The 23005-nt window shown below is 67.5% G+C and carries 20 protein-coding genes and 1 tRNA gene; 4 read left to right on the top strand and 17 right to left on the bottom strand.

Annotation, left to right across the window (positions count from 1 at the left end):
- Window positions 1-3: 3 nt before the first annotated feature.
- Both LWW96_RS20180 and LWW96_RS20175 read left to right on the top strand, forming a co-directional pair.
- Window positions 4-78, top strand: a tRNA-Arg gene (locus tag LWW96_RS20180).
- A 1028-nt stretch (window positions 79-1106) separates the two neighbouring features.
- Window positions 1107-1556: a hypothetical protein gene (locus LWW96_RS20175; RefSeq protein WP_291489651.1), complete on the top strand. Its 450-nt coding sequence runs from the start codon at window positions 1107-1109 to the stop codon at window positions 1554-1556.
- A gap of 560 nt (window positions 1557-2116) precedes the next feature.
- On the opposite strand, the gene LWW96_RS20170 is transcribed toward LWW96_RS20175, so the two are convergent.
- From LWW96_RS20170 to LWW96_RS20155, 4 genes are all read right to left on the bottom strand, one after another.
- Window positions 2117-3325, bottom strand: coding sequence for a tetratricopeptide repeat protein (locus LWW96_RS20170; protein ID WP_291489650.1), 1209 nt, complete (start codon window positions 3323-3325; stop codon window positions 2117-2119).
- A 632-nt stretch (window positions 3326-3957) separates the two neighbouring features.
- Window positions 3958-5724: a kelch repeat-containing protein gene (locus tag LWW96_RS20165; RefSeq protein WP_291489649.1), complete on the bottom strand. Its 1767-nt coding sequence runs from the start codon at window positions 5722-5724 to the stop codon at window positions 3958-3960.
- Between the two features lie 285 nt (window positions 5725-6009).
- The gene (locus tag LWW96_RS20160; protein ID WP_291489648.1) at window positions 6010-6234 is read right to left on the bottom strand and encodes a hypothetical protein; all 225 of its coding nucleotides are present in this window, start codon (window positions 6232-6234) and stop codon (window positions 6010-6012) included.
- Window positions 6235-6489: 255 nt separating this feature from the next.
- Window positions 6490-7401 (bottom strand): EamA family transporter, encoded by a 912-nt coding sequence (locus tag LWW96_RS20155; protein WP_291489647.1) that lies wholly within the window; start codon window positions 7399-7401, stop codon window positions 6490-6492.
- A gap of 90 nt (window positions 7402-7491) precedes the next feature.
- Here LWW96_RS20155 and LWW96_RS20150 point away from each other — a divergent pair, with 90 nt between their 5' ends.
- Entirely contained in the window at window positions 7492-8004 is a 513-nt protein-coding gene (locus LWW96_RS20150; protein WP_291489646.1) for an Lrp/AsnC family transcriptional regulator, read from the top strand.
- Between the two features lie 8 nt (window positions 8005-8012).
- On the opposite strand, the gene LWW96_RS20145 is transcribed toward LWW96_RS20150, so the two are convergent.
- The 6 genes from LWW96_RS20145 to LWW96_RS20120 form a co-directional block, all read right to left on the bottom strand.
- The gene (locus LWW96_RS20145) at window positions 8013-8549 is read right to left on the bottom strand and encodes a transposase (protein WP_291489645.1); all 537 of its coding nucleotides are present in this window, start codon (window positions 8547-8549) and stop codon (window positions 8013-8015) included.
- Window positions 8550-8668: 119 nt separating this feature from the next.
- Complete coding sequence (locus LWW96_RS20140) at window positions 8669-9661, bottom strand: 2-dehydropantoate 2-reductase (protein ID WP_291489644.1); 993 nt, start codon at window positions 9659-9661, stop codon at window positions 8669-8671.
- A gap of 164 nt (window positions 9662-9825) precedes the next feature.
- Window positions 9826-11199 carry an ATP-binding protein gene (locus LWW96_RS20135; RefSeq protein WP_291489643.1) on the bottom strand — a complete coding sequence of 458 codons (1374 nt, stop codon included), beginning with the start codon at window positions 11197-11199 and terminating at the stop codon, window positions 9826-9828.
- Entirely contained in the window at window positions 11199-11858 is a 660-nt protein-coding gene (locus tag LWW96_RS20130) for a response regulator transcription factor (RefSeq protein WP_291489642.1), read from the bottom strand. Before LWW96_RS20130 ends, LWW96_RS20135 begins: the two co-directional genes overlap by 1 nt.
- A 122-nt stretch (window positions 11859-11980) precedes the next feature.
- Window positions 11981-13525 carry a DegQ family serine endoprotease gene (locus LWW96_RS20125; RefSeq protein WP_291489641.1) on the bottom strand — a complete coding sequence of 515 codons (1545 nt, stop codon included), beginning with the start codon at window positions 13523-13525 and terminating at the stop codon, window positions 11981-11983.
- 92 nt (window positions 13526-13617) lie between these two features.
- Entirely contained in the window at window positions 13618-14409 is a 792-nt protein-coding gene (locus LWW96_RS20120) for an SDR family oxidoreductase (protein WP_291489640.1), read from the bottom strand.
- 127 nt (window positions 14410-14536) lie between these two features.
- Between LWW96_RS20120 and LWW96_RS20115 the strand changes: the two genes are divergently transcribed.
- The gene (locus LWW96_RS20115; RefSeq protein ID WP_291489639.1) at window positions 14537-15469 is read left to right on the top strand and encodes a LysR family transcriptional regulator; all 933 of its coding nucleotides are present in this window, start codon (window positions 14537-14539) and stop codon (window positions 15467-15469) included.
- A 90-nt stretch (window positions 15470-15559) separates the two neighbouring features.
- On the opposite strand, the gene LWW96_RS20110 is transcribed toward LWW96_RS20115, so the two are convergent.
- The 7 genes from LWW96_RS20110 to LWW96_RS20080 form a co-directional block, all read right to left on the bottom strand.
- Complete coding sequence (locus LWW96_RS20110) at window positions 15560-16492, bottom strand: DMT family transporter (protein ID WP_291489638.1); 933 nt, start codon at window positions 16490-16492, stop codon at window positions 15560-15562.
- Window positions 16493-16575: 83 nt separating this feature from the next.
- Window positions 16576-18153, bottom strand: a complete 1578-nt coding sequence (gene garD, locus LWW96_RS20105) for a galactarate dehydratase (protein ID WP_291489637.1) — start codon at window positions 18151-18153, stop codon at window positions 16576-16578.
- A 16-nt stretch (window positions 18154-18169) separates the two neighbouring features.
- Entirely contained in the window at window positions 18170-19198 is a 1029-nt protein-coding gene (locus LWW96_RS20100; protein ID WP_291489636.1) for a lactonase family protein, read from the bottom strand.
- 6 nt (window positions 19199-19204) lie between these two features.
- Window positions 19205-20488 carry a TRAP transporter large permease gene (locus LWW96_RS20095; RefSeq protein ID WP_291489635.1) on the bottom strand — a complete coding sequence of 428 codons (1284 nt, stop codon included), beginning with the start codon at window positions 20486-20488 and terminating at the stop codon, window positions 19205-19207.
- Window positions 20489-20490: 2 nt separating this feature from the next.
- The gene (locus LWW96_RS20090) at window positions 20491-21009 is read right to left on the bottom strand and encodes a TRAP transporter small permease (protein WP_291489634.1); all 519 of its coding nucleotides are present in this window, start codon (window positions 21007-21009) and stop codon (window positions 20491-20493) included.
- 78 nt (window positions 21010-21087) lie between these two features.
- Entirely contained in the window at window positions 21088-22077 is a 990-nt protein-coding gene (locus tag LWW96_RS20085) for a TRAP transporter substrate-binding protein (protein WP_291489633.1), read from the bottom strand.
- Window positions 22078-22150: 73 nt separating this feature from the next.
- Window positions 22151-22969, bottom strand: coding sequence for an NAD(P)-dependent oxidoreductase (locus LWW96_RS20080; RefSeq protein ID WP_291489632.1), 819 nt, complete (start codon window positions 22967-22969; stop codon window positions 22151-22153).
- Window positions 22970-23005: the final 36 nt, after the last annotated feature.

The following is a 23005-nucleotide window of genomic DNA, read 5'->3' as shown; positions in this document are numbered from 1 at the left end:
CTTCTCCTCATAGTTCAATGGATAGAACGAGTGCCTCCTAAGCGCTAAATGCAGGTTCGATTCCTGCTGAGGGGACCAGCGACCAGTCCGTAAGAGTCCAAACTCTTCCGGACTTTTTTATTTCCCCTTTGGAATCAGCACGTTAGCCGTCCGCCGCAGTCCAGACCCGTCCGCCCCCATCCGCGCAATCTGGGGGCACATTTTGTATACGAGCAATTTGAGCGTGCGATGGTCTTCGGCCACAGGGCTCTAGTCAGGCCCACGCCGCCCCGACGCGCCCTCTTTAGAGGCGACACGGCCCAGCTCTAGGGCCAGATGACCCCAGCAGGCTGCTACGGCTGGGTTCAAGCAGTTGCTTGCGGCCTCGGACTACAAGAAAACGAAGGTGGTGAGGGACGCGCTGTTCAAGAAGAACGACGCGCTGGCCATTGCCGAAGCACTGCGCAAAGCCTTGCCGATTCGGAGCCCACTGCTCTGCCGTTGCGCGCCAGTTGGGGCCGTTTGCGGGGCGTGCATACCTCACGCCAGTGCAGGAGATGCGGTTGCAACGCGCGGAGGCTGCGGCTGCGGCATGAGCGTTGCGATGAAGCGGGTCAGGTGTGTGCTTGGCGGGGCGCCAGCTTTAAAAACTCAAGAGAAAATTTTGCGATTTCAGGAACCATGATCTAAAAGCGCTCGCAATTTTGCGATTGGTCTGCGAAAGAAAAGCCAGTTCCTGGAACATCCCGGAACGTCCAAATTGTTCGCATGTGCAGCGAGATACATTTCTCACAGCATCATAAGGAGTAAACATGCGACGACCCGGGGGACGAGAAACATGGCACCGCCTGTTGGATTGGGACCGCGGGCAGGCGGACTCAGAGCGATTGGCTTGCAGGTTGCTCGCAACGCAGGGCTTTCAGAATCTCGACCCATCGCACCCTCTGGGCGGTCCAGATGGAGGCAGAGATCTACGATGCACCAAAGACGGGGACGAGTACTTAGTCGCAGCCTATTTTCCGCGAGGCCAGCAAACCGATGGTGCTATCTACTCCAAGTTTGACGAAGATTTGGCCAAGGCTAGAACACTCGATGCCACAAGATTGGTCTTCTTCACAAACCAAGAATTGACGCTTGCCAAGCGCGACACGCTTATCAAGCGTGCACCCGGGATAGAACTCGACTTGTATCACCTTGAGCGCGTTGCCGGATGCCTGGACACGCCCGCAGCTTACGGCATTCGCCTGGAATTCCTGTCTTTGGAGATGACCCTGGAAGAACAGCTCAGTTTCATCAATCACCGGGATCAAATTCTTGCCGAGCTCAAAGATGTACTTCAAGCGTTCGTCCGCAAGCCTACTTACAAAGAGAGCGTAAAGACCGTCATTCCGGACATGCCTTCTGCTGGAGATGTCGTTGGTTCTCTATTTGGGTCGAAGCTCGTCGCGTGCAAGCAGTGCCGAGAAGTCTTCAGAGTCAACACTCTTGCAAGTACTGTCTTCGCTCATGCCAGCTTGCCCACTGTTGTGACCTGCCCAGACTGCGGCAAGAAGCAAGCCTTACCCTCGGAGAGCTAGCGTCAAGAACGCCTTTCTCTTTGCTCAACGCGATAGCAAGTGGCACGCTGCCAGGCACAGGAGGTCATGGCTCCAATGCGTCACACATGCCATTTTTCGCGCCATCGGGTACTCACTACTTGGAGCGCGGCGCGACTATTTGCCAACCTTACCCAAAGCGCTATGACCGAATTCCGAAACTTCGTCATCGTAAGCCCGTAACGTAACCTGCTATAGCCCTCCTGCGCATATGGCAAGTCCAGAAGCCGTCAAATCTCGTCACCCAAAACTATTCGAAAATCGCCTCCGAAGCTGCACTATGCCTCGCGCAGACCATTGTCGGCAGGGTCGTCAATTCAGGGCCATTTAGCGGGCAGGTGAGGCGGAATCTCGCCAGCGTTTGCGAGGGTACCGCAGGGGGGCGCTGGCGAACGCGACGATCTCCGGTATCCGGCGCGATCCATGTCCGTTTGATCCGCAATAGAGCTCGCACAGCGAACCTGAGTGGCCGGTCGCCGACTGGCATACCCGTCAGATGTCATTCGTTGTCTGGCATCGTAGGTGGCTATTTCGGCTTCGTTCTAGTTCAGTTGGCCTTGGGTGTTGCCCTTGTTGACCAAGGCAATGGCGACCTGCTTTTGTAGCGCGGGCTCGGCAGAATCACCAAAGAGGCGCTGCACCTCATCGTAGGTGGCCAAAGCGGCTTCGTTCTGGTTCAGTCGGCATTGGGTGTTGGCTTTGTTGATCAAGGCCCTGGCGACCGACTCGCGGAGCACGGGCTCGACAGAATCACCAAAGCGGCGCAGCACCTCTTCGTAGGTGTCCATAGCGGCTTCGTCCTGGTTCAGTCGGCCTTGGCTGATGCCCTTGTTGATCAAGGCCCGGGCGACCGACTCGCGCAGCGCAGGCTCGGCAGCCTCACCAAAGCGGCGCAGCACCTCATCGTAGGTGGCCATAGCGGCTTCGTTCTGGCTCAGTTGTCCCTGCGTGATACCGCGATTGACTAGCACCTTCGCCACACTGGCTGCACCGACATTGGCAACTCTTGAAGCTTTGAGCCAAAAATAGGCAGCGTCTTCCAAGGCTCCGGAGGCGTACGCGGCGTGGGCGCGAGTGTTCCAGTCATCGAAAGAGTAGCTGTCTTCGTTGGAGGCTTTTAGCTCGCGGTCGCGCTGAGCAAGCACTTTTGTTGACTCATCCAGAGCAGATGGGATTTGGGTCCCGGTTTTGCCGATTGACTCTTGTGCAGTGTTGAGGGCTTTTGCGACATCAGCAGCGTGAGCTTGAACCCCTTGCGCATGCTCATCCATTTCCGCATGCAAACGGGCAGCTTTCTGCTCCATTGCTTCAATTGTTTCTCTCAACTGGTTTGCCTGTTTGTCAAACCACTCTTTTGCGCTAGCTCCAGCAGCATCAGAGGCTGCGTCCTTGGCTTCCGACCTGGCATTGCGGTACCCGAGAAATCCACCCAAAACCAGCAATATCGTGATGCCGATGCTCAGCAGTGTTGCCACGATGCCAAACCGGTCAATGCTTTGCCCTATCTGCGCCAACTGGTCATCTACACGCTTGTCAACGGCAGTGATCTGTTGGCGGACGGCCTCCATATCTTTGACTTGAAGCTCCTTTTGTGACTCCAGCTTGCTTTGCTGCAATTCCTTAAAGGCATTCAAGTCGTCTCGGGAGGCAAAGGTCGAGGTGTCAGTTGCTTGCGCTGCAACTGTGCCCCACAGCAAAAGACAGATAGCCAGCAGTCGGCTCATTGGAATCGCACCGTTGGTTGCTTTCATACGTTGCCGTTGTTTGCAAATTCTTTGTCACGGATGCTAACAAAGGCTATGGATTTGCCGGCCGCGGCATTGCCTTCACGCGACCGGTGCGGGCGAGAGCCGCCATCCAGGTAGGCGACACCAATGGCTCACAGATCAACCGGGCACAGTAAACCAAGCGAGGGTGTGACCGACCGCTTGTGGCCCAAACGGCACTAACACCAGACTCAGCGAACGCCGCCTTCCATGTAGTCTGCCCACCACTGCATCGATTTCGTCCGGTCAGCCATGTACGCGCTTCGGTGATGCGCGGCCCGAATCTCATGCGGTCGAATTCCAATCAGCGCGCGCCGCGTACTTCCCCAGGTCTGCAGGCCGTCAGCATGCGCATGCGCAGGCCCCGCACGATGCTAGGGGCGCCGTCATAGGCGGCGAGCTTGCACATGAACTCGGGCAGCTCTTTTTCCGCCAGGGCGGGCTGGTGTTGAACGGTGCGGGGTTAGAAAATTTCCGAGGACCACACCACAAGGCCGACAGCGTCCGCGACGCTTACGGCCTTTTCTTTTTCGTGCTGGGAACAGATAGGGCTGCGCGCTGCTGTCGAGGGCCGAAGAAGCTTTCACACAGCTCTGCCCGCGCGCTGCCCCGGATGCTCAGCGGCGCAAGCGCGGCATGCCCCTGCGCCGCCAGCCCGCCAAGGCCGCAGCCAGGAAGGCGGTCAGCGCCACCCCCAGGGGGGACAGGCCGGGCACCGGCCGGGGGCCGGGCCCTGGCGCGGCGGTGGGCGTGATTGCGGCCGAGGCCGCGGACACGGGACCGGGGCCGTTGGGATGCTGCGCCTGCACGGTGAAGGTGTAGGGCGTGCCGTTGGCCAGCCCGGTGACCGTGCAGCTGGTTGCAGGGGCCGCCACGGTGCAGCCCGGCCCCGCATTGGAGGTGACGGTGTAGCTGTCTGGCGGGTTGCCGCCGGTGTCCACGGGGGGTGTCCAGGTCACGGTGACCTGCCCGTTGCCCGGCGTTCCGCCGGGCGTCCCGGCGGGGTCGGTGAAGCGAATCAGCTGCCCGGCCGATGGAACGCCATCGACCACCAGCCGCGCGATGTACAGGCCCGCAGGCAGCGCGCCCAGCGGGGGCGACGTGAAACTGGTGGCCGTGTAGCTGGCGGGAGCCCACGAGCTCAGCGCGCCGTTTTCCACCCGCTGCAGCTGCAGCTGGGGGGTGCTGGAGCCCGAGCCTCCGGCAAACCCGGTGCCGGCCAGGGTCAACGCAGTGCCTGCGCGCTGCAGCAGGCTGAGCGGGTCCAACACCGGCGCCGGGCCAGGCGGCACTGCGGGGGTGTAGCGGTCTACCAGCGGGTAGAACGTGGTCGAAGGCGTGGAGGTGAATCCCCCCGTGAACAGCACGTCGCCGCTGGGCAGCAGCTGGGCGGTGCCATTCTCGCGCCCCACGCCCATGGAACCCGCCGGCGACCAAGTGCCCGTCAGCGGGTTGTACAGCTCGGCCACCGGCTGGGGGTTTCTCGCGCCATCGGCCCCTCCGGCGATCAGCACCTGGCCGGACGCCAGCAAGGGGGCCTGGCCCATCGGCGAGCCCATCACCCCGTTGCGGGGAAAGTTCAGGGCGCCCGTGGCAGTCCAGGTGTTGGCCACGGGGTCGTAGATTTCTGCATGCGTGGTGACGCCACCGGCCGTGAAGCCCCCGGCCAGCAAGGCCCGGCCATCGGGCAGCAGCGTGAGGCTGGCGTAGTGGCGCGGCACCAACGGGGGCGCGGCCAGCGACCAGGTGCCCAACACGGGGTCGTACAGCTCGGCCGTGAACACTTCGCCGCCTGGGCCAAACCCCGAGGCCACCAGAACACGGCCATCGCGCAGCAGTACGGCGCTGTGCGCCCGATGCACCTCGGACATGCTGCCGGTGGCCGTCCAGGTGCGGGTTTCCGGGTCGTACAGCTCAGCCGAATTCAAGTTGCTCCCCCCGGCCACCAGCACCTTGCCGCTGGCCAGCAGCGTCATCGACGGGAGGAAGCGCGTTGCCGACTGGGTGCCCCCGGCCAACCAGGCATTGGCCACCGGGTCGTACAGCCGGGCCTCCGCGGAACCGTCCGAACGCACCAGCACCTGGCCGGTTCCCAGCGTGACGGCTTCCGTCGCGTTGCCCGCGATCCCGGGGCTGCCAATGGACGACCACGCGCCCGCCGTATAGCGCTCGCCGTTCGTCAGGAACCCAAAGCGGTAGACCCCGGCGAACACCGCCACCGAGCCATCGTCCAGCAGCGCGCCAGCATGCTGGCCCCGCTCGGTCGCCAGCGACGCATCCACGTTCCAGCCCACCGCGGCGGACGCGGGAAGCTGGCACCACAAGGCCGCCAGGCCCACAACCGCTGGGCGCGCCCATTGCCGGACAAGGATTGCAGGGGTCATGGGTGGATTCAAGGGGACTCCTTTAGCACGGTTCGTGAAGCGGGGGAGGCGCCGCCAGCGTTCCACACCGTCAGGGGGACGCGGCCTGCGCGAGGCGGCGCCAGCCTACACGGTTTGTATCGGTATGTGTACTGCCCTTTTTTGCAGCAGGGATGCTGCCGCCAGCGTCTTGACAACGCCGCAGCAGCAGTCCAGCAGGCTGGAGGGCGGCACCGGTCGCGGCACTCCGCGGCACTCCGCAGCCCGCAGCCGGCAAGCCCGCCGGCCCTCCGCCACCACGCGGCGTTACTTGCCGGAAGACAGCCACCTGCGCCGTGCGCGGGGCTGCACGGTAATGTCCACCGCCTGGTGCACGGCCGGGCGGCCGCTGGCGGGGTCGGTTTCCACCACTTCTTCCAGGGCAATGCGCTGCACCTCCACATCGGTGGCGCGCTCCAGGTCTTGCAGCACGGCGCTGACCTTGCGTTCAGCCTCTTGGACTTTCGAATCGGGGACATCGGGGGTGCGCATGGGTGGCTCCTGGGGTGTTCTGCCAGCGACGACGGCACAGACGGCCAATCTCCGGGGGTCACGCGGCGTGCTGGATGACGATGGGGCGATCCCCGTCGCACGCACCGTTCGGCACCGTTCGCCAGGGCATGCGGTCAGCCTATGCCGCCCCGCCAGGGCGGCGCGTAGGCGGCGGCTCATGCGCCGCGTCAGCGGGGGACGACGCCTTGCCGTAGCGGCAACCACAGCCGAGGCGGGATGGACGCGCGGGGCCTTTTACACGGCCTGGGCGTGCCGTTCTGCGGGCGGTGCCGGCCGGGCGGCCGTGGCCGCGCTGCCCATGGATGCCGCCATGATGCAGCCGATGGCCAGCCACTGCACCGCGCTCAGGTGCTCGCCCAGCAGCACCATCGCCACCAGCGCGGCCACGGCGGGCTCCATGCTGATCATGATGCCGAAGGCCTCCTTGGGCAGGCGCTTCAACGCCATCATCTCCAGAGAAATCGGCACCGCGCTGGACACAGCCGCCACCGCCACGCCGATCAGCAGCAAGCCGGGCGACAGCAGCGCCGCCCCCGCATGCGCCACGCCCACCGGCACCACCACCAGCGCCGCCACCAGCAGGCCCAACGACACCGAGTGCCCCGCGTGCAAGTGCCCGGCGCGCTTGCCGAACACGATGTACAGCGCCCAGAACACCGCCGCGCCCAGCGCGTAGGCGACGCCGGCCGGGTCCAGCGCGCTGCCATTCAGGCCCAGGGGCAGCAGCAGGCCCAGCCCCGCGATGGCCAGCAGCACCCAGACAAAGTCCACCGCCCGGCGCGAGGCCCAGAGGGCCACGGCCAGCGGACCCGCAAATTCGATCGCCACGGCCAGGCCGAACGGCAGCGTGCGCAGCGACAGGTAGAACATCAGGTTCATGCCGCCGAGGGCCGCGCCGTACAGCACCACCGCCTTCGCATCGGCCCGCGACAGGCGCCAGCGCCAGGGCCGCCACAGCAGCAGCACCAGCAACGCCGAGAAGCCCACCCGCAGCGCCGTGGTGCCCTGGGCACCCACGGCGGGAAACAGCCAGTGCTTGGCCCACGAGGTGCCAATGCCCAGCGCGGTGACCGAGCCCAGCACGGCCAGAAAGGGGAGACAGCGGTGAACGGCGGGGGATGCGGAAGCGGCAGCAAAAACACTCATGCGCAAAAATATAGTGCGCATCTGCCGTGCTTTTGGCTCTGATTTCAGTGGCCAAACGCAACTTTCACTCACCGCCCTCGCGAGGTCTTCATGCCTTCCGCTGCCGCACTCGACCGCTTCGACCTCGCCATCCTGGACATCCTGCAGACCGACAACACCACGCCCCAGCGGGTGATCGCCCAGGCCGTCAACCTGTCGGCCCCGGCCGTGCAGCGGCGCATCCAGCGCCTGCAGAGCACCGGCGTGATCCGCGCCAACGTGGCCGTGCTGGACCCGGAGAAAGTCGGCAAGTCCCTGACCATCCTCGTGGAAGTGCATCTGGAGAACGAATGGCCCGACCGCACCGCCCCGCTGCGCGCACGCATCGCCGCCGAAGAGGCCGTGCAGCAGTGCTGGAGCGTGACGGGCGAGGCGGACTACCTGCTGGTGGTGACGGTGGCCTCCATGGCCGACTACGAGGCGCTGACGCAGCGGCTGTTCGAGGGCGACGACAACGTGCGGCGGTTTCGGACGTCGGTGGCGCTGGGGTGTTTGAAGGCGGGGCTCAAGGTGCCGCTGGGGGCGGAGCCCGTGCCACCCGTAGGTCGGGTTAGCGAAGCGTAACCCGACATTCACTCTCGCCCAACTCCCTCAAGATCCGGCGCGGCGTGCCCCCAATCGGCCGGATAAATCCCCGCCGCCACATACCGCCGGAAACTCGAATACGGCCATTCCGCGGCTGCCTTCGCCCACCCGTGCTTTACAGGGTTGTAGTGGATGTAATCCACATGGCGGGCGTAGTCCTCCTCGTTCCGGATTCTGTGCTCCCAGTAGCGGTGTTGCCAGACAGCCTGCTCTTGCTTGGCAGCCCGGGCGGAGTCTTGGTTGGCCCTTTGGTGTGCAGGGCCGTGCTTGGTGAACCAAGTCTTGATCAGCCGCCAGCGGGTCGCGAAGTCCGCGTCGTCTGGTGGCAGCGTCCAGATGCAATGCACATGGTCGGGCAGCACCACCATGGCGTTGATCACGAACGGACGGGAGGCGAGCACCGTGCGGAAAGCGGCGCGCAGCGTTTCCACAGCGCCGTCGCTCTGCAACAGCGGGCGGCGGTCATGAGTAACCACGGTGAAGAACAGGCTGGCGCCAGGGGTGAAGGCGCGGCGGTAGTGCATGGTCGCGTGGGCTTCTGAAGAGTGTCGGGTTACGCTGCGCTAACCCGACCTACGGATAGCGGCCGGTCCCCATCGTAGGTCGGGTTAGCCCGAAGGGCGTAACCCGACAAGCTTCGCACCTACACCCCCAGCATGCGCCGCAGCTGCGCCCCACTCAGGCGCAGCCGCGGCCCGCCGAGCAGCTCGCACATGCGCGCATTGAGCGGCGCCGCCATGCCCTGCTGTGCCGCCAGCCGCACCACCGCGCCGCACAGCGCGTCGATCTCCGTCACGCGCCCGGCCTCCAGGTCGTCCCACATGGACGAGCGGGCGCTGGCGTCGATCTGCAGCATGCGCTTGGCCAGCCGGGTGAACAGCCCGTTCGGAAGGCGCAGCACGTGGGGGAGGAGCGCAGGCGCCACCGCCGTGACCTTGGCCGGCCGGATCCCCGCACGGGCCATGACGGCCAGGGCCTCGGACTGGAGCGCTGCGAAAACCCGGCGGTAGTCGCGGTCCAGCAGCTCCTGGCGCAAGGGCAGGTCGGACAGCGCGTTCACCGGGTTGTTGAGGTTGAGCAGCAGCTTGCCCCACTGCACGGCGCGGATGTCCGGCGGCAGCAGGGTGGCAAGGCCCGCGGCCTCGAAGAGGGGCGCGATGCGCTCGGTGAACGCATCGCGCTGCAGCTGCAGGGGCCCGGCCGTGGCGCGGTGCACATGCGCGCCCCGCAGCACCACGTTGTACGGCACCATGCCCGCCAGCACCTGCAGGGCCGGCGCGTGGGCCGCGATGCGGGCCACGTTGTCCACGCCGTTTTGCAGCGAGACGACCGGTGTGCCGGGCACACAGGCGCTGGCCAGCTCGCGCGCGGCGGATTCGGTGGCGCCGCTTTTCACGCACAGCAGGACGACGCTGTCCGCGCCCGGTGCGGCCTCGGCCAAGCTGGCGGCCAGCCGCAGTCCGGCCGGGGGCACGGTGCGGTCAAAGCCGTCCAGGTCGGTCACGCGCAGGCCTTGCGCAGCGATGGGCTGCAGGGCGTGGGCGCGGCCCACCAGCGTGACGGCCTGGCCGTGGGCCGCAAGGCGGCCGCCCACATAGCAGCCGATGGCGCCAGCGCCGAGAACGATGAAATGCATGGTGGAGCTGTCCTTCGCCCCAAAGGGCCGTTGCAAAGAGTCTGCCGCGCATTGTGCAGATGCGGCCATCCGCGGGCTGGCGCCCAGGCGACGCTCGGCTCCGTTCTACAGGATTTCAAGCCTTTTTGGCCTCTGGCGCTTATCCAGCAAGCGCAAGCAGCTATCTATTGAATAGCAAACCGCACCCCCACACGCAGTCCCCCCAGGCGGTCGGAAGCGCCCAGCTCCACGACGGCACCGTGCCGCTGCGCGATGGCCTGCACGATGGCCAGGCCCAGGCCGCTGCCGGTGGTGGCGGCGCTGCTGTCGCGGCCCACGCGCACAAAGCGCTGCAGGGCGCGGTCGCGGTGTGCGGGGTCAATGCCGGGGCCGCTGTCTTCCACGGTGAGCAGCACGGCCTGCTCCTCAACAAGCGCACGCACCTGCACATCCACCTGGCCGCCGGGCGGTGTGTACTTGATGGCGTTGTCGAGCAGGTTGCGCACCAGCATCCGCAGCGCCTCGGCGCTACCCCGCACGGTCACAGGTCCGGTGGTGGCGTCGGAGTCGAGCAGGCCCGCGTCCGTGCCCCGGGCCTGGGCGGCGGGGGCCACGTCGGCCAGCGCCAGTTGCGCCACCGCGCGCAGGTCCACGGGTTCGGCGGGGGGGGCCGCGGCCTCTTGCCGGGCCAGGGCCAGCAGCTGTTCCACCAGGCGGGTCGCGCGGTCGATGCCGGCGGACAGCCGCTCGGCCGCCGCAGCGCGTGCGGCGTCGTCCTGGCCCGCACGCTGCAGGACCTGCAGCTGCAGGTGCAGCGCCGCCAGGGGCGAGCGCAGCTCGTGCGCGGCATCGGCCACAAAGTGCTGCTGGGCCTCGAAGGCGCGTTGCACGCGCTCGAACAGCAGGTTGAGTTCGCTCACCAGGGGCTGCACTTCGTCGGGCAGCTGCGCGTCGCTCACGGGCGAAAGGTCGTCGGCCTGGCGCTGGGCGAGCTGGCGGCGCACGCGCTCCACCGGCGCCAGCGAACGGCTCACGCCCCACCACACCGCCAGCACCAGAAGCGGCGCCATGAAGGCCAGCGGCGCCAGGGTGCGCAGCGCCAGGCTGCGCGCCATGCCCTGGCGCGCGGCCATGTTCTGCGCCACCTGGATGACCTGCGAGCGCGTCTGCATCGAGAACACGCGGTAGGTGCCGCCGCGCGCCTGCACGTTGGTGAAGCCGAGCACCGCAATCTGCGGCAGGGCCGCGCCCACGGCGGATTCAAAGATGCGCAGGCCCTCGTTGGTCCACACCTGCACGATGAATTCGTGGTTCTCGTCCTGCGGGTCCAGCCCCGGGCCCAGGCCCTGGGCGTCCACCGGCAGGCCCGAGCGCAGGGCCAACGCGGTCTGCTGCATGTGGTAGTCGAACAGCGCGTCGGCCTCGTCCAGCGCGCTGCGGTAGGCCAGCGCGGCTTGCACGGCGCCGGCCAGCACGACGGCGGCCAGCAGGAACATCAGCAGCCGCATGCGCAAGGAGCGCGGAAGCAGGCCCTGCACGGTGCGCGAGATTTTCGCCATCACATCTTCGGTACCAAATAGCCGACGCCACGCACATTGAGCACCAGCTCCGGCCCCAGCTTCTTGCGCAGGCCGTGGATGTAGACCTCCACCGCGTTGCTGCTCACCTCGTCGCCCCAGCCGTAGAGCTTGTCTTCAAGCTGCTGGCGCGACAGCACCATGCCGGGCCGGGCGATCAGCGGCTCCAGCACCGCCCATTCGCGGCCCGACAGGACCACGGGCGTGCCGCGCACCGTCACCTCGCGCGTGGCGGGGTTGATGCTGACGCCCTGGTGTTCGTACACCGGCTCGGCGCGGCCGGCCGCGCGGCGCAGCAGGGCGCGGATGCGGGCCAGCAGCTCGTGCAGGTCGTAGGGCTTGAGCACGTAGTCGTCAGCCCCCGCATCCAGCCCCTCGATGCGCTGGGCCACGGCGTCGCGGGCGGTGGCCACCAGCACGGGGGTGCGGTCCTTGCGGGTGCGCAGGTCGCGCAGCACAGTCAGGCCGTCGCGGTGCGGCAGGCCCAGGTCCAGCAGCACCAGGTCGTAGGCCTGGGTGCGCAGGGCCGTGTCGGCGGCGTCGCCGTCGCGGGCCCAGTCCACGGCGTACTGCTCGGCGCGCAGCAGGTCCTGCACGGCTTCACCGATCATGGGGTCGTCTTCTACAAGCAGCAGGCGCATGGGGCAAGCATAGCCAATGGCGGGGCGAAGGGCTGCGCCCTGGCTTCGACGGGCTCAGCCCGAACGGGTGGTGTGCGGCGTGGCGCAGCACCGAACCGCCGCGACGCGCCCGCCCCGCCCGGTCAACCCAGGCGCACCGGCACAAAGATCTTGTTGCCGTCGCGCTCGATCAGCAGCGCCACCGACTTGCCCGCCTTGGCCATGGCCGCGCGCACCTGTTCGATGTTCTTGGCGGGCGCGCCGTTGATGGCCAGCAGCACGTCACCGGGCTGCACGCCGGCGGCTGCGGCGGGGCCGCGCGCCTGCTCGATCACCAGGCCGTCGGCAACACCCCCATTCGCGCTCATTTCACGGCGTTCCTGCGGCTCCAGCGGGCGCAGCGACAGGCCCAGCCGGCCCTTGCCCACCGCATCGTCGTTGCGCGCCTGCTTGGCGGACGACTTGTCGCTGGCATCGCCCAGCGTGGCCGTCAGCTCCACGGGCTTGCCTTGGCGCCACACCGACAGTTTGGCCTGCTGGCCGGGCTGTGCCTGGCCCACCCAGGCCGGCAGGTCGCCCGAGGCCACGATGGGCTGGCCGTCCATCTGGCGGATCACGTCGCCCGGCTGCAGGCCGGCCTTTTCTGCGGGACTGCCGGGGCTCACGCTGGCCACGAGCGCGCCTTCGGGCTTGTCCAGGGCGAAGGATTCGGCAAACGCCTGGTTCACCTCCTGCACGGCCACGCCCAGCTGCGCATGGCGCACCTTGCCGGTGGCCACGATCTGGTCCTTGATCTTGCTGGCCAGCTCGATGGGGATGGAGAACGACACGCCCTGGTAGCCGCCCGAGCGGCTGTAGATTTGCGAGTTGATGCCCACCACCTCGCCGCGCGCATTGAACAGCGGCCCGCCCGAATTGCCGGGGTTCACCGCCACGTCGGTCTGGATGAAGGGCACCAGGCTGTCGTCGGGCAGCGAGCGGCCCTTGGCGCTGACCACGCCGGCGGTCACGCTGTTTTCAAAGCCGAAGGGCGAGCCGATGGCCAGGACCCATTCGCCCACCTGCAGGTCGCGCGTATTGCCCAGGCGCACGGTGGGCAGGTTCTTGGCGTTGATCTTGAGCACGGCCACATCGGTCTTGGCGTCGGCCCCCAGCACCTTGGCGCGGAACTCGCGCCGGTCGGTGAGCTTGACCACCACTTCGCTGGCGCCCTTGACCACGTGCGCATTGGTCAGCACCAGCCCGTCGGGGCTCACGATGAAGCCCGAGCCCAGGCCGTGCGTGGGCACATTGCGCGGCGCCTGCTGCATGCCGGGCGCGGGAATGCCGAACTGGCGGAAGAATTCGTAGAACGGGTCGTTCGGGTCCATGCGCGGCCCGCCGTGCTGGCGGGCTGCGGGCTGCGGGTCGTCGTCGTCCTCCCCGTCGTCCGCCATGGCCGTCTTGGTGCTGCCGGTCACGCTGATGTTGACCACGGCGGGGCCGTTCTGAGCGGTGATCTGCGCAAAGCTGGGCAGGGCAGCAGCGCCGGGCGCAGCCGCCTGGATGGCGGGCGTGGCGAGGGCGACCGGCGCCGGGTTGGCCTGCGCGTGGTGCCCCACGACGATCCCCGCGCCCGTGCCGCCGATGACGCCCGCGGCCACCAGGGCCAGGAGAAGGCGGCGGGGGGTGATTGCAACGGTGTTCATGGTGGTGTGCCTTTCCTTGGCTGATTGCGATGGAAGGCAGTGTGGGAGGGCAGACTTAGACGAGGCTTAGGCGCCACTCCAGGCGCCGGCCCTCACAAGAACATCCCGCCCGAGGCCTCGATGCGCTGCGCGTTCACCCACCGTGCAGAGGGCTGCAGCAGGGCGGCCACCAGCGGGCCGATGTCCTCGGACACGCCCACGCGGCCCAGGGCCGTCTGGCTGGCGATGAAGGCATTGAGCTGCGCGTTGTCGCGCACGGCGCCGCCGCCAAAGTCGGTCTCGATGGCGCCCGGGGCCACCACGTTCACGGCAATGCCGCGCGGGCCCAGCTCCTTGGCCAGGTAGCGGCTGAGCACCTCGATCGCGCCCTTCATCGCCGCATAGGCCGCATAGCCCGGCAGGGCAAAGCGGGCCAGCCCGGACGACAGGTTGAGGATGCGGCCGCCGTCGTTCATCAGCGGCAGCAGGCGCTGCGTGAGGAAGAACACGCCCTTCAGGTGCACGTTGACCAGTGCATCGAACTGCGCCTCGGTGGTCTCGGCAAAGGGCGCGTGCACGCCCATGCCGGCGTTGTTGACCAGGAAGTCGAAGCGCTCGCGCTGCCAGGTGGCCTGCAGCACCTGCGTCAGCTGGGCCGCAAAGGCGCCAAAGCTGCGGACATCGCCCACGTCCAGCGGCAGCGCCACGGCGCGGCGGCCCAGGGATTCAATCTCGGCGGCCACGGCCTGGGCCTCGGCGGCCTGCTGGCGGTAGGTGAGCACCACGTCGATGCCAGCGCGCGCGGCAGCCAGCGCGGCACTGCGGCCCAGGCCCCGGCTGCCGCCGGTGATGAGCACGATGGGGGCCGAGGAAGCGGGAACGGGCGTGGGAAGGGATGCGGTCATGGCAAAGCTCCTGGGTTGGGGTTGGGCGCCCGCTGCACCCTGCGGCAGGCATGGGCAGGACTTTATTGAGCGGTAGACAATCCATAAACCAGGCAAAATTGGATTGATTGTTCAGCCAAAACAACCAATGAACCCTCTGGACCGCATGCAGATCTTTGCCCGCGTGGCCGAGCTGGCCAGCTTCACGCAGGCGGCCCAGGTGCTGGGCATTCCCAAGGCCAACGCCTCGCTGGCGGTGCAGCAGCTGGAGGCGCAACTGGGCACGCGCCTGCTGCACCGCACGACGCGGCGCGTGCAGCTCACGCAGGACGGGCAGGTGTACTACGAGCGCTGCAAGGACTTGCTGGACGATGTGGAGGAGCTGCAGACCCTCTTCGCCCAGCCCGAGGGCGCCGCCCTGCGCGGGCGCGTGCGCATCGACATGTCCACCGGCATTGCACGCCAGCTGGTGCTGCCGCGCCTGCCCGAACTGCTGCAGCGGCACGCCCTGCTGGAGGTGGAGCTGAGCAGCACCGACCGCCGCGTGGACCTGGTGCGCGAGGGGTTTGACTGCGTGATCCGCGTGGGCCCGGTGGCCGAGCCCGGGCTGGTGGCGCGCCCGCTGGGCTGGGTGCGCGTGGCCACGTGCGCCAGCCCCGGCTACCTGGCGCGCATGGGCACGCCGCGCAGCCTGGACGACCTGGCGCAGCACGCGCTGGTGCACTACGTGAGCACGCTGGGCACCCGCTCGGCCGGGTTTGAAACCCAGGACGGCAGCGGCAACGCCTGCTTCCATGCCATGGCCGGGCGCGTGACCGTCAACAGCGCCGAAGCCTACCTGGGCGCCTGCGCCGCCGGGCTGGGGCTGATCCAGGCGCCCCTGCTGGGCGTGCGCGAGCTGATCGACCGGGGCCTGCTGGTGGAGGTGCTGCCAGACCACCCCGCGCCGCCCATGCCGGTGACGCTGCTGTACGCCCACCGCAGGCACCTGCCTCAGCGCGTGCGGGTGGTGATGGACTGGCTGGCCGGCGTGGTGCAGGAGCACCTGCGCAGCGAAGCAGCTGTCGCAGAGCCCCCATAGCTATCAAAACAATAGCTTCCTGCGCTTTACCAGCAAGCGCCAGAGCCCAAAAATGCTTGTACCCCGCAACGGTGCCAGGTCTGCCGCCGGCTACCGCGGGCTCCCGGCGCGGGCCTCGCGCGTCACCAGCCAGATGCCTGCGCACACCAGCACCAGGGCCAGCAGGTTCTTCCACGCAAGCAGCGCCTCGCCCAGGAACAGCGCCGACAGCGCAGCGCCAAAAATCGGCACGGTGAAGTTGAACACCGTGACCTGGCTCACCCGGTTGTGCTTGAGCAAGAGGCTCCACAGCGAGAACGCGGCCGAGGACAGCAGCGCCAGGTACGCCAGCAGCGCCACCGAGCCGCCCGTGAAGCCCGTGAGCGATCCGCCCAGCGCCCCGCCGACCGCCAGCAGCGCCGCGCCGCCAATGGCCAGCTGCCAGCCCGTCATCACCACCGAATCCATGCGCTGCGACACCTGCTTGCCGTAGATGCTGGCCGCTGCCAGCACGAAGGCCGCAATCACCACGAAGCCTTCGCCCAGCAGCGTGAAGTCCAGGTCCAGCGCGCCGCGCCCCAGGTTGACCACCATCACACCGGCAAAGCCCACCCCGCAGCCCCAGAGCTTGGCGTGGCTGAGCCGGTCGTTGTGGTAGACCCAGTGCGCCAGCAGCACGCTGAAGAAGGTGCCCGTGGCGTTCATGATCGACCCCTTCACGCCCGTGGTGTGGGCCAGGCCCACGTAGAAGAAAACGTATTGCAGCGTGGTCTGCGTCAGGCCCAGCACCACCAGTTGCCGCCCACCCGCAAAGCCCAGCCCCCAGATGGCCTTGCGCATGATCGCAGCCCAGGCCAGCAGGATCAGCCCCGCGCCCAGAAAGCGCCAGCCCGCAAACACCAGCTGCGTGGGGATGTCGCTGCGCGCAATGCCAAACCAGGCGTAGCCCGTCTTGATGGCGGGGTAGGAGCTGCCCCAGAGCAGACAGCACAGCAGCGCAAGCGCTACGACGACCTTGCGGTCAGAAAATCGGGAATGCCCCATGAGATGCGGTCTTTCAAGGACAACAGCCCTTGCAGGCAAGGGCTGTTGGAGGGGAAACACAAGGGGCTGTCGCCCCGCAAATTTCAGGTCACCGGCGCCGGGTTGAACAGCACCAGCGCGTTGTGCAGCTTCCACTGCTCCGCCCAGGTCTTCCTGCGCCCGCTGGCCACGTCGAGCAGCAGGCGGAACAGCTCCCAGCCGGTTTCTTCGATGGTGGCCTCGCCGTCAGCGATCTTTCCGGCGTTGATGTCCATGAGGTCATGCCAGCGGCGCGCCAGATCGGTGCGCGTGGCCACCTTGACCACCGGGCATTCGGCCAAGCCGTAAGGTGTTCCCCGCCCGGTGGTGAACACGTGCAGGTTCATGCCCGCGGCCAGCTGCAGCGTGCCGCAGATGAAGTCGCTGGCGGGCGTGGCGGCGTACACCAGGCCGCGCTGGTCGCGCCGCAGCTTTTGGCCCGGGGCCAGCACGTGCGCGATGGGCGCGGTGCCGCTCTTGATGATGGAGCCCATGGCCTTCTCGGCGATGTTCGACAGCCCGCCCGCCTTGTTGCCAGGCGTGGTGTTGGCCGCACGGTCCACGCGGCCGCGGTCCAGGTAGCGGTCGTACCAGCCCAGCTCGCGCACGATGGCTTGGGCCACTGCGGGCGTGGCGGCGCGGCTGGTGAGCTGCTCCACGGCGTCGCGCACCTCGGTGTTCTCGCTGAACATCACGGTGGCGCCGGCGCGCACCAGCAGGTCGGCGCAAAAGCCCACGGCCGGGTTGGCGGTGACGCCTGAGAACGCGTCGCTGCCGCCGCACTGCACGCCCACCACCAGTTCGCTGGCCGGGATGGTCTCGCGGCGGCGGGCGTTCAGGCGTTCCAGGTGCGGCTTCGCGCTTTGCACGATGTCGTCCAGCATCGACATGAAGCCCACGTGATGATCGGCCTGCAGGCACACCGTCTCGGGGCCGAGGGCCGGGTCGCGCTCGTCCACGATGGGGAAGCTGCCCGGCGGCAGCAGGCGGTCGGGCTGCAGCTTCTCGCAGCCCAGGCTCACCACCATCACCTCTCCGCCGAAGTTGGGATTGAGGCTGATGTGCTGGAGCGTGCGGATGGGGATGACCGCATCCGGCGCGTCGATGGCCACGCCGCAGCCGTAGGTGTGCTCCAGGCCGATCACGTCGTCCACGTGCGGGTACTGCGGCAGCAGCTCGGTCTTGATGCGCCGCACGGCCTGCGCCACCACCCCGGCCACGCACTGCACCGTGGTGGTGATGGCGAGGATGTTGCGCGTGCCCACCGAGCCGTCGGCGTTGCGGTAGCCCTCGAAGGTATAGCCCGTGAGCGGTTCCAGCACCGGCGGCTTCACCGTGGCCAGGGGCAGGCCTTCGAGCGCGCGGGCGGAGGGCATCTGCAGCAGGCGCTCGTGCACCCAGCTGCCGGCCGGGATGTCTTTGAGCGCATAGCCGATGGGCACGTTGTAGCGGCGCACCACGCCGCCTTGGGGGATGTCCGCCAGCGCCACCTTGTGGCCCTGCGGCACCTTGTCGCGCAACGCAAGGTCCGCGCCGGGAACGCCCTGGGGCAGCACCGTGCCGGCGGGCAGGCCGCCGTCGTTGGCGACGATGGCGACGTTGTCTTGCGCGTGCATGCGGATGGTGAGCGGGGGGCGGGTCATCGGTGAAAAGGTTTCGTCAAGGCTGCGCCGCCATGGGCAGCACGGTGATCCAGTTCGGGTTCAAGCCCACGGCGTGCTCGCCCACCCGAGTGAGCGCACCGCTCACGCTGTCCACGGCATGCACGCCCACGCGGTGGCTGAGCTGGCCTGCGGCCAGCAGGTGGCGCCCGTCGGGCGTGATGGCAAAGCCCCGAGGCTGGGCCTGGGTGGGCCAGTGGCCGATGGGCGTGAGTTCACCCGTGGCGGCGTGCACGGCGAACCCGGCCAGCGTGTGGCTGTTGCGTTCGCTGGTGTAAAGCCAGCGGCCGTCCGGGCTCAGGTGCAGGTCGGCAGCCCAGGGCGTGCCGGTGAAGCCGGGCGGCAGCGTGGGCAGGCTTTGCAGCAGCTGCAGCGCGCCCGTTGCAGCGTCCCAGGCCAGCACGTGCACGGCGGCGTCCAGCTCGTCCAGCAGGTAGATGCGGTTGCCCGCGGCGTTGAAGCGCAGGTGCCGCGGCCCGGTGCCCGTGGGCAGGGGGAACACGGCAGGCTCAGCCGGTTGCAGCGCGCCCGTGTCCGCATCGAACCGGTAGCGGTGCAGCTGGCCGCCGCCCAGGGACGCGGCCAGCACAAAGCGGTTGTCCGGACTGGCCAGCGCGCTGTGTGCATGGCGGCCCGTGGGGTAGACGGCGGCTGCGCCGCCCGGCGCCACGGCACCTTGGGCGCCGATGGGCTGCACCGCCACCAGGTCGGCGCCGTAGGACGCGCTCAGCAGCCAGCGCCCCGTGCCGTCGGTGGCCAGGTAGGCCATGCTCGCAGGCAAAGAGGCTTCGCCCAGCACATCGGCACGGCGCGCAGTGGCGTCCACCGCCAGGGTGACCACGGCCAGCGGATCGCTGCGGCGCGCCACATACAGGCGGGTGCGGTCCGGGCTCAGCGCCATGGGCATGAGCTGCCCGCCCAGCGCCAGGACTTGCTCGGTATGCAGCTGCCCCGTGTCCGAGGTCAGGCGCAGCAGGTGCAATTCACCACTGTCGGCGCAGGAGACGAAAACCAGAGCGTCTTCCATACCCGTTCAGAGGCCCATCGCTCGCGGCAGCCACAGCGAGATGGCGGGCACATAAGTGACCATCATCAGCACCACGAACAGCGCCACGAAGAACGGCATCATGGCCTTGGTGACGATGCCCAGCGGCAGCTTGGCGACAGCGGCGCCGGTGAACAGCACGGTGCCCACGGGCGGCGTGATGAGGCCGATGCCCAGGTTCACCATCATGATCATGCCGAAGTGCACCGGGTCCACGCCCAGCAGCTTGACCACGGGCAGCAGGATGGGCGTGAGGATGAGGATGAGCGGCGACATGTCCATCAGGCAGCCCAGGAGCAGCAGCATGATGTTGATCATGGCCAGCACGGCGTACTTGTTGCTCGACAGGCTGGTGAGGAAGGCCGTGACCTTCATGGGGATCATCATCATCGTCATCAGGTAGCCAAACGCCGCCGCAAAGCCGATGAGGATCATGACCACCGTGACCGTCTTCACCGTGCGGTGCACGAGCTTGGGCAGGTCGCGCCACTGGTAGTCGCGGTAGATGAACATCGTCACGAAGAACGCCCAGACCACGGCGATCGAGGCGGACTCGTTGGCCGTGAACACGCCCGACAAGATGCCTCCCAGGATGATGACCATGGTCATCAGGCCCCACAGGGCCTCGCCACAGATCTTGAGCGCCTGCCGGAGCGGGATGACCTCGCCCTTGGGGTAGCCCTCGCGCCGCGCCGTGAGCAGGCACAGCACCGCCAGCGTGAGGCCCATGATCAGCCCCGGCAGCACGCCGGCCATGAACAGCGCGGCAATCGACACCGTGCCGCCGGCCGCCAGCGAGTACAGCACCGCGTTGTGGCTGGGCGGGATCAGGATGGCCTGCACCGAGCCGCTCACGGTGACGGCCGTGGCAAAGGGGCGCGGATAGCCCTTCTTTTCCATCTCAGGGATCAGCACCGAGCCGATGGAGGCGGTGTCCGCCACCGAGGAGCCCGAGATGGCGCCGAAGAAGGTGGACGCCAGGATGTTGACCAGCGACAGCCCGCCGCGGATGAAGCCCACCAGCACGCCCGCAAAGGCCACCAGCCGCCGCGCCATGCCGCCTTCGGCCATGATGGCGCCGGCCAGCACGAAGAAGGGAATGGCGAGCAGCGAAAACTTGTTGACGCCCGAAGCCACCTGGATCATCACGGCGTCCAGCGGCAGGTCGATCCACAGCGCACCCGCCAGTGCCGACAGGCCCAGCGCATACGCGATCGGCACGCCGATCATCATCAGCACGAAGAACGTGCCCAGCAAGACAAGGGTGTCCACGATCAGGCTCCGTCAGCGAGTTCTTCAAAGCGCACGATGCGCCGGTGGTGCTGAGGCCCGAAGACCATCTTCTCCAGCACGAACAGCAGCGTGATGGCTGCGCCCAGGGGCAGCGATGCATAGGTGGCGCCCACCGGCAGCCAGGGCAGCTCGGCAATGCCCTGCCCCCAGGTTTCGATGCACAGGTTGGTGCCATACCACGCCACGAACCCGCAGATGGCCAGCATGAGCAGGTCCACCGCCACCGCCAGCAGCTGCTGCAGGGGCGGCGGCAGCTTCTCGGTCAGCATGTTGACGGCGATGTGCCCGCCCGCGCGGTAGGCCGCCGCGGCGCCGACAAAGGTGAACACCATCATCAGCAGGATGGCAATGGGCTCGGGCCACTGCGAGCCGGTGCCCAGCACGTAGCGGCTGAACACGCCCCAGGGAATGATGAGCGACATGAAGAAGATGGCCGCGCCGGCGGCCCAGATGGTGGCCAGGTAGATCCGGTCCATCCATCGCAGAAAGGGGTGGTCCATACAAACGGGTGTGAAAAGCCAGGAAGAAGCGCAGGCCCGCCAAAAACGCACCCGCGCAAGCCGCAAATCCCGGGGGGCCTACTTCACCGCCTCGATGCGCTTCATCAGCTCCGCATAGTTGGCCCCGTACTTGGCGCGCACGGGGGCTGTAGCGTCGTAGAAGGACTTGGTGTCCACGTTGATGAACTCCACCCCCGCCGCCTTGAGCTTGGCGGTGTAGTCCGCCACGCTCTTGTCCCACAGTGCGCGCTGCTCCAGCTGCGCCTCGCGGCCCAGTTTCCTCAGCAGGGCCTGGTCGTCCTTGGAGAGCTTGTCCCACGTGACCTTGGAGACCACCAGCAGCTCGGGAATGATCAGGTGGTTGGTCTGCGTGTAGTACTTGGCGCCGGTGTTGTAGTGGTTGCTGCTGAAGAAGCTGGGCGCGTTGTTCTCGGCGCCATCCACCACGCCCGTCTGCAGCGCGGTGAACACTTCGCCATAGCCCATGGAGATGCCGTTGCCGCCCATGGCGTTCATGGTGTCCACGAACAGCGGGTTGCCCATCATGCGGATCTTCTGGCCCTTGAGGTCCGCGGGGGACCGCACGGGCTTCTTGGTGTACAGGCTGCGCGAGCCCCCATCCATCCACCCGATGGCGACCAGCCTGGCGGGCGAGGCGCTGATCTTGGCCAGCAGTTCATCGCCAATGGGGCCATCGATGACGGCGCGCATGTGGTCCTGGCTGCGGAACACGAAGGGCATGTTGAACACGTTCACCTCGGGCACCACGGTGCCCACCGGCCCCAGCGACGTGCGCAGGATGTTGATGGCGCCGACCTGCGTCTGCTCGATCATTTCCTTCTCGCCGCCCAGCACACCGCCGGGGAAGGTCTGGATCTTGAGGCGGCCGTTGGTGGCGGCTTCCAGCTTCTTGCCCATGCTCTCCACGGCCACCACGTTGGGGTAGCCCGCAGGGTGGACATCGGCCGCCTTCAGGACCAGGGTCTGGGCCTGGGCGCCTTGCGCCAACAAGGTCCCTGCCGCCAGGACGGCAGCGCAGGCGGTCAGAAGGGAACGGCGAAAGATCATGGGGTGTCTCCGGTAGGTGTTGTCGTGAGGATTCGTCGGCACAAACGCAGCAGCCGGGGGCGCCGCGCCCGGCTCACTCAAAAGGACCGGTGCGCACGAACGGCCCCCCTTGGTAGAGGGTGGCGGGATCGGTCAGGTCCGGATGGGGGTCGGCCGCCTCGACCTGCGCCCGGAAGGGCTCGGAGCTGTCCTGCGGGCGGTAGCCGATGTGGCGCGCGGGCGTGTTGTCCCACCAGGTGGTGGTGTTGTCGCCCATGCCGTAGAGGATGCTGTGGCCCACCACGGGGGCCGTGAGGCTGGCCACCACCAGGCGCTCCAGGTCGTCGTAGCTCATCCAGGTGGCCAGCATGCGGCGGTTGCGGGGCGCGGGAAAGGACGAGCCGATGCGCAGGCACACCGTCTCGATGCCGTAGCGGTCGAAGTAAAAGCGCGAGAGGTCCTCGCCAAAGGCCTTGGAGACGCCGTACAGCCCGTCGGGCCGCGCAGGGTCGCGCGGGCTCACCACCTCGTCCTGGCGGTAGAAGCCGGTGACGTGGTTGGAACTGGCAAACACCACGCGCCGCACGGCCTGCTTGCGGGCGGCCTCGTACAGGTGGTACACGCCGATGATGTTGGCCTGCAGGATGGGCTCCCACGGCTGCTCGGTGGACACGCCCCCCAGGTGCACCACGGCCTCCACGCCGTCGAGCAACGCGTGCACCGCGGCCGCGTCTTCCAGCCGGGCGGGCCGCAGCTCTTCGCCGGCGCGCGGCGCGCCCAGGTCCGCAATGTCGGACAACCGCAGCACATCGCAATAGGCCTTGAGGCGGGTGCGCAGCTCGGCGCCCAGGCCGCCGGCGGCGCCGGTCAGCAGCAGGCGGGAAAACCGCAGAGGGGTCGGATGGCAGGGCATGGCAATCGCGGAGCTTCTTGGTACAGTGGTGACACA

It is taken from the genome of Acidovorax sp. (genome assembly GCF_021287135.1).
Lineage (GTDB): Bacteria > Pseudomonadota > Gammaproteobacteria > Burkholderiales > Burkholderiaceae_C > Acidovorax.
The sequence above is the reverse complement of the archived record's forward strand: the minus strand, read 5'-3'. Positions and strand labels throughout refer to the sequence as shown.

What these genes read in the sequence shown, in the direction of transcription:
- LWW96_RS20110 (WP_291489638.1), bottom strand. Translation starts at nt 16,492, where the DNA reads ATGGGGCATTCCCGATTTTCTGACCGCAAGGTCGTCGTAGCGCTTGCG.
- garD (WP_291489637.1), bottom strand. Translation starts at nt 18,153, where the DNA reads ATGACCCGCCCCCCGCTCACCATCCGCATGCACGCGCAAGACAACGTC.
- LWW96_RS20165 (WP_291489649.1), bottom strand. Translation starts at nt 5,724, where the DNA reads ATGACCCCTGCAATCCTTGTCCGGCAATGGGCGCGCCCAGCGGTTGTG.
- LWW96_RS20130 (WP_291489642.1), bottom strand. Translation starts at nt 11,858, where the DNA reads ATGCGCCTGCTGCTTGTAGAAGACGACCCCATGATCGGTGAAGCCGTG.
- LWW96_RS20150 (WP_291489646.1), top strand. Translation starts at nt 7,492, where the DNA reads ATGCCTTCCGCTGCCGCACTCGACCGCTTCGACCTCGCCATCCTGGAC.
- LWW96_RS20160 (WP_291489648.1), bottom strand. Translation starts at nt 6,234, where the DNA reads ATGCGCACCCCCGATGTCCCCGATTCGAAAGTCCAAGAGGCTGAACGC.
- LWW96_RS20080 (WP_291489632.1), bottom strand. Translation starts at nt 22,969, where the DNA reads ATGCCCTGCCATCCGACCCCTCTGCGGTTTTCCCGCCTGCTGCTGACC.
- LWW96_RS20135 (WP_291489643.1), bottom strand. Translation starts at nt 11,199, where the DNA reads ATGGCGAAAATCTCGCGCACCGTGCAGGGCCTGCTTCCGCGCTCCTTG.
- LWW96_RS20140 (WP_291489644.1), bottom strand. Translation starts at nt 9,661, where the DNA reads ATGCATTTCATCGTTCTCGGCGCTGGCGCCATCGGCTGCTATGTGGGC.
- LWW96_RS20155 (WP_291489647.1), bottom strand. Translation starts at nt 7,401, where the DNA reads ATGAGTGTTTTTGCTGCCGCTTCCGCATCCCCCGCCGTTCACCGCTGT.
- LWW96_RS20170 (WP_291489650.1), bottom strand. Translation starts at nt 3,325, where the DNA reads ATGAAAGCAACCAACGGTGCGATTCCAATGAGCCGACTGCTGGCTATC.
- LWW96_RS20100 (WP_291489636.1), bottom strand. Translation starts at nt 19,198, where the DNA reads ATGGAAGACGCTCTGGTTTTCGTCTCCTGCGCCGACAGTGGTGAATTG.
- LWW96_RS20090 (WP_291489634.1), bottom strand. Translation starts at nt 21,009, where the DNA reads ATGGACCACCCCTTTCTGCGATGGATGGACCGGATCTACCTGGCCACC.
- LWW96_RS20145 (WP_291489645.1), bottom strand. Translation starts at nt 8,549, where the DNA reads ATGCACTACCGCCGCGCCTTCACCCCTGGCGCCAGCCTGTTCTTCACC.
- LWW96_RS20125 (WP_291489641.1), bottom strand. Translation starts at nt 13,525, where the DNA reads ATGAACACCGTTGCAATCACCCCCCGCCGCCTTCTCCTGGCCCTGGTG.
- LWW96_RS20085 (WP_291489633.1), bottom strand. Translation starts at nt 22,077, where the DNA reads ATGATCTTTCGCCGTTCCCTTCTGACCGCCTGCGCTGCCGTCCTGGCG.
- LWW96_RS20120 (WP_291489640.1), bottom strand. Translation starts at nt 14,409, where the DNA reads ATGACCGCATCCCTTCCCACGCCCGTTCCCGCTTCCTCGGCCCCCATC.
- LWW96_RS20115 (WP_291489639.1), top strand. Translation starts at nt 14,537, where the DNA reads ATGAACCCTCTGGACCGCATGCAGATCTTTGCCCGCGTGGCCGAGCTG.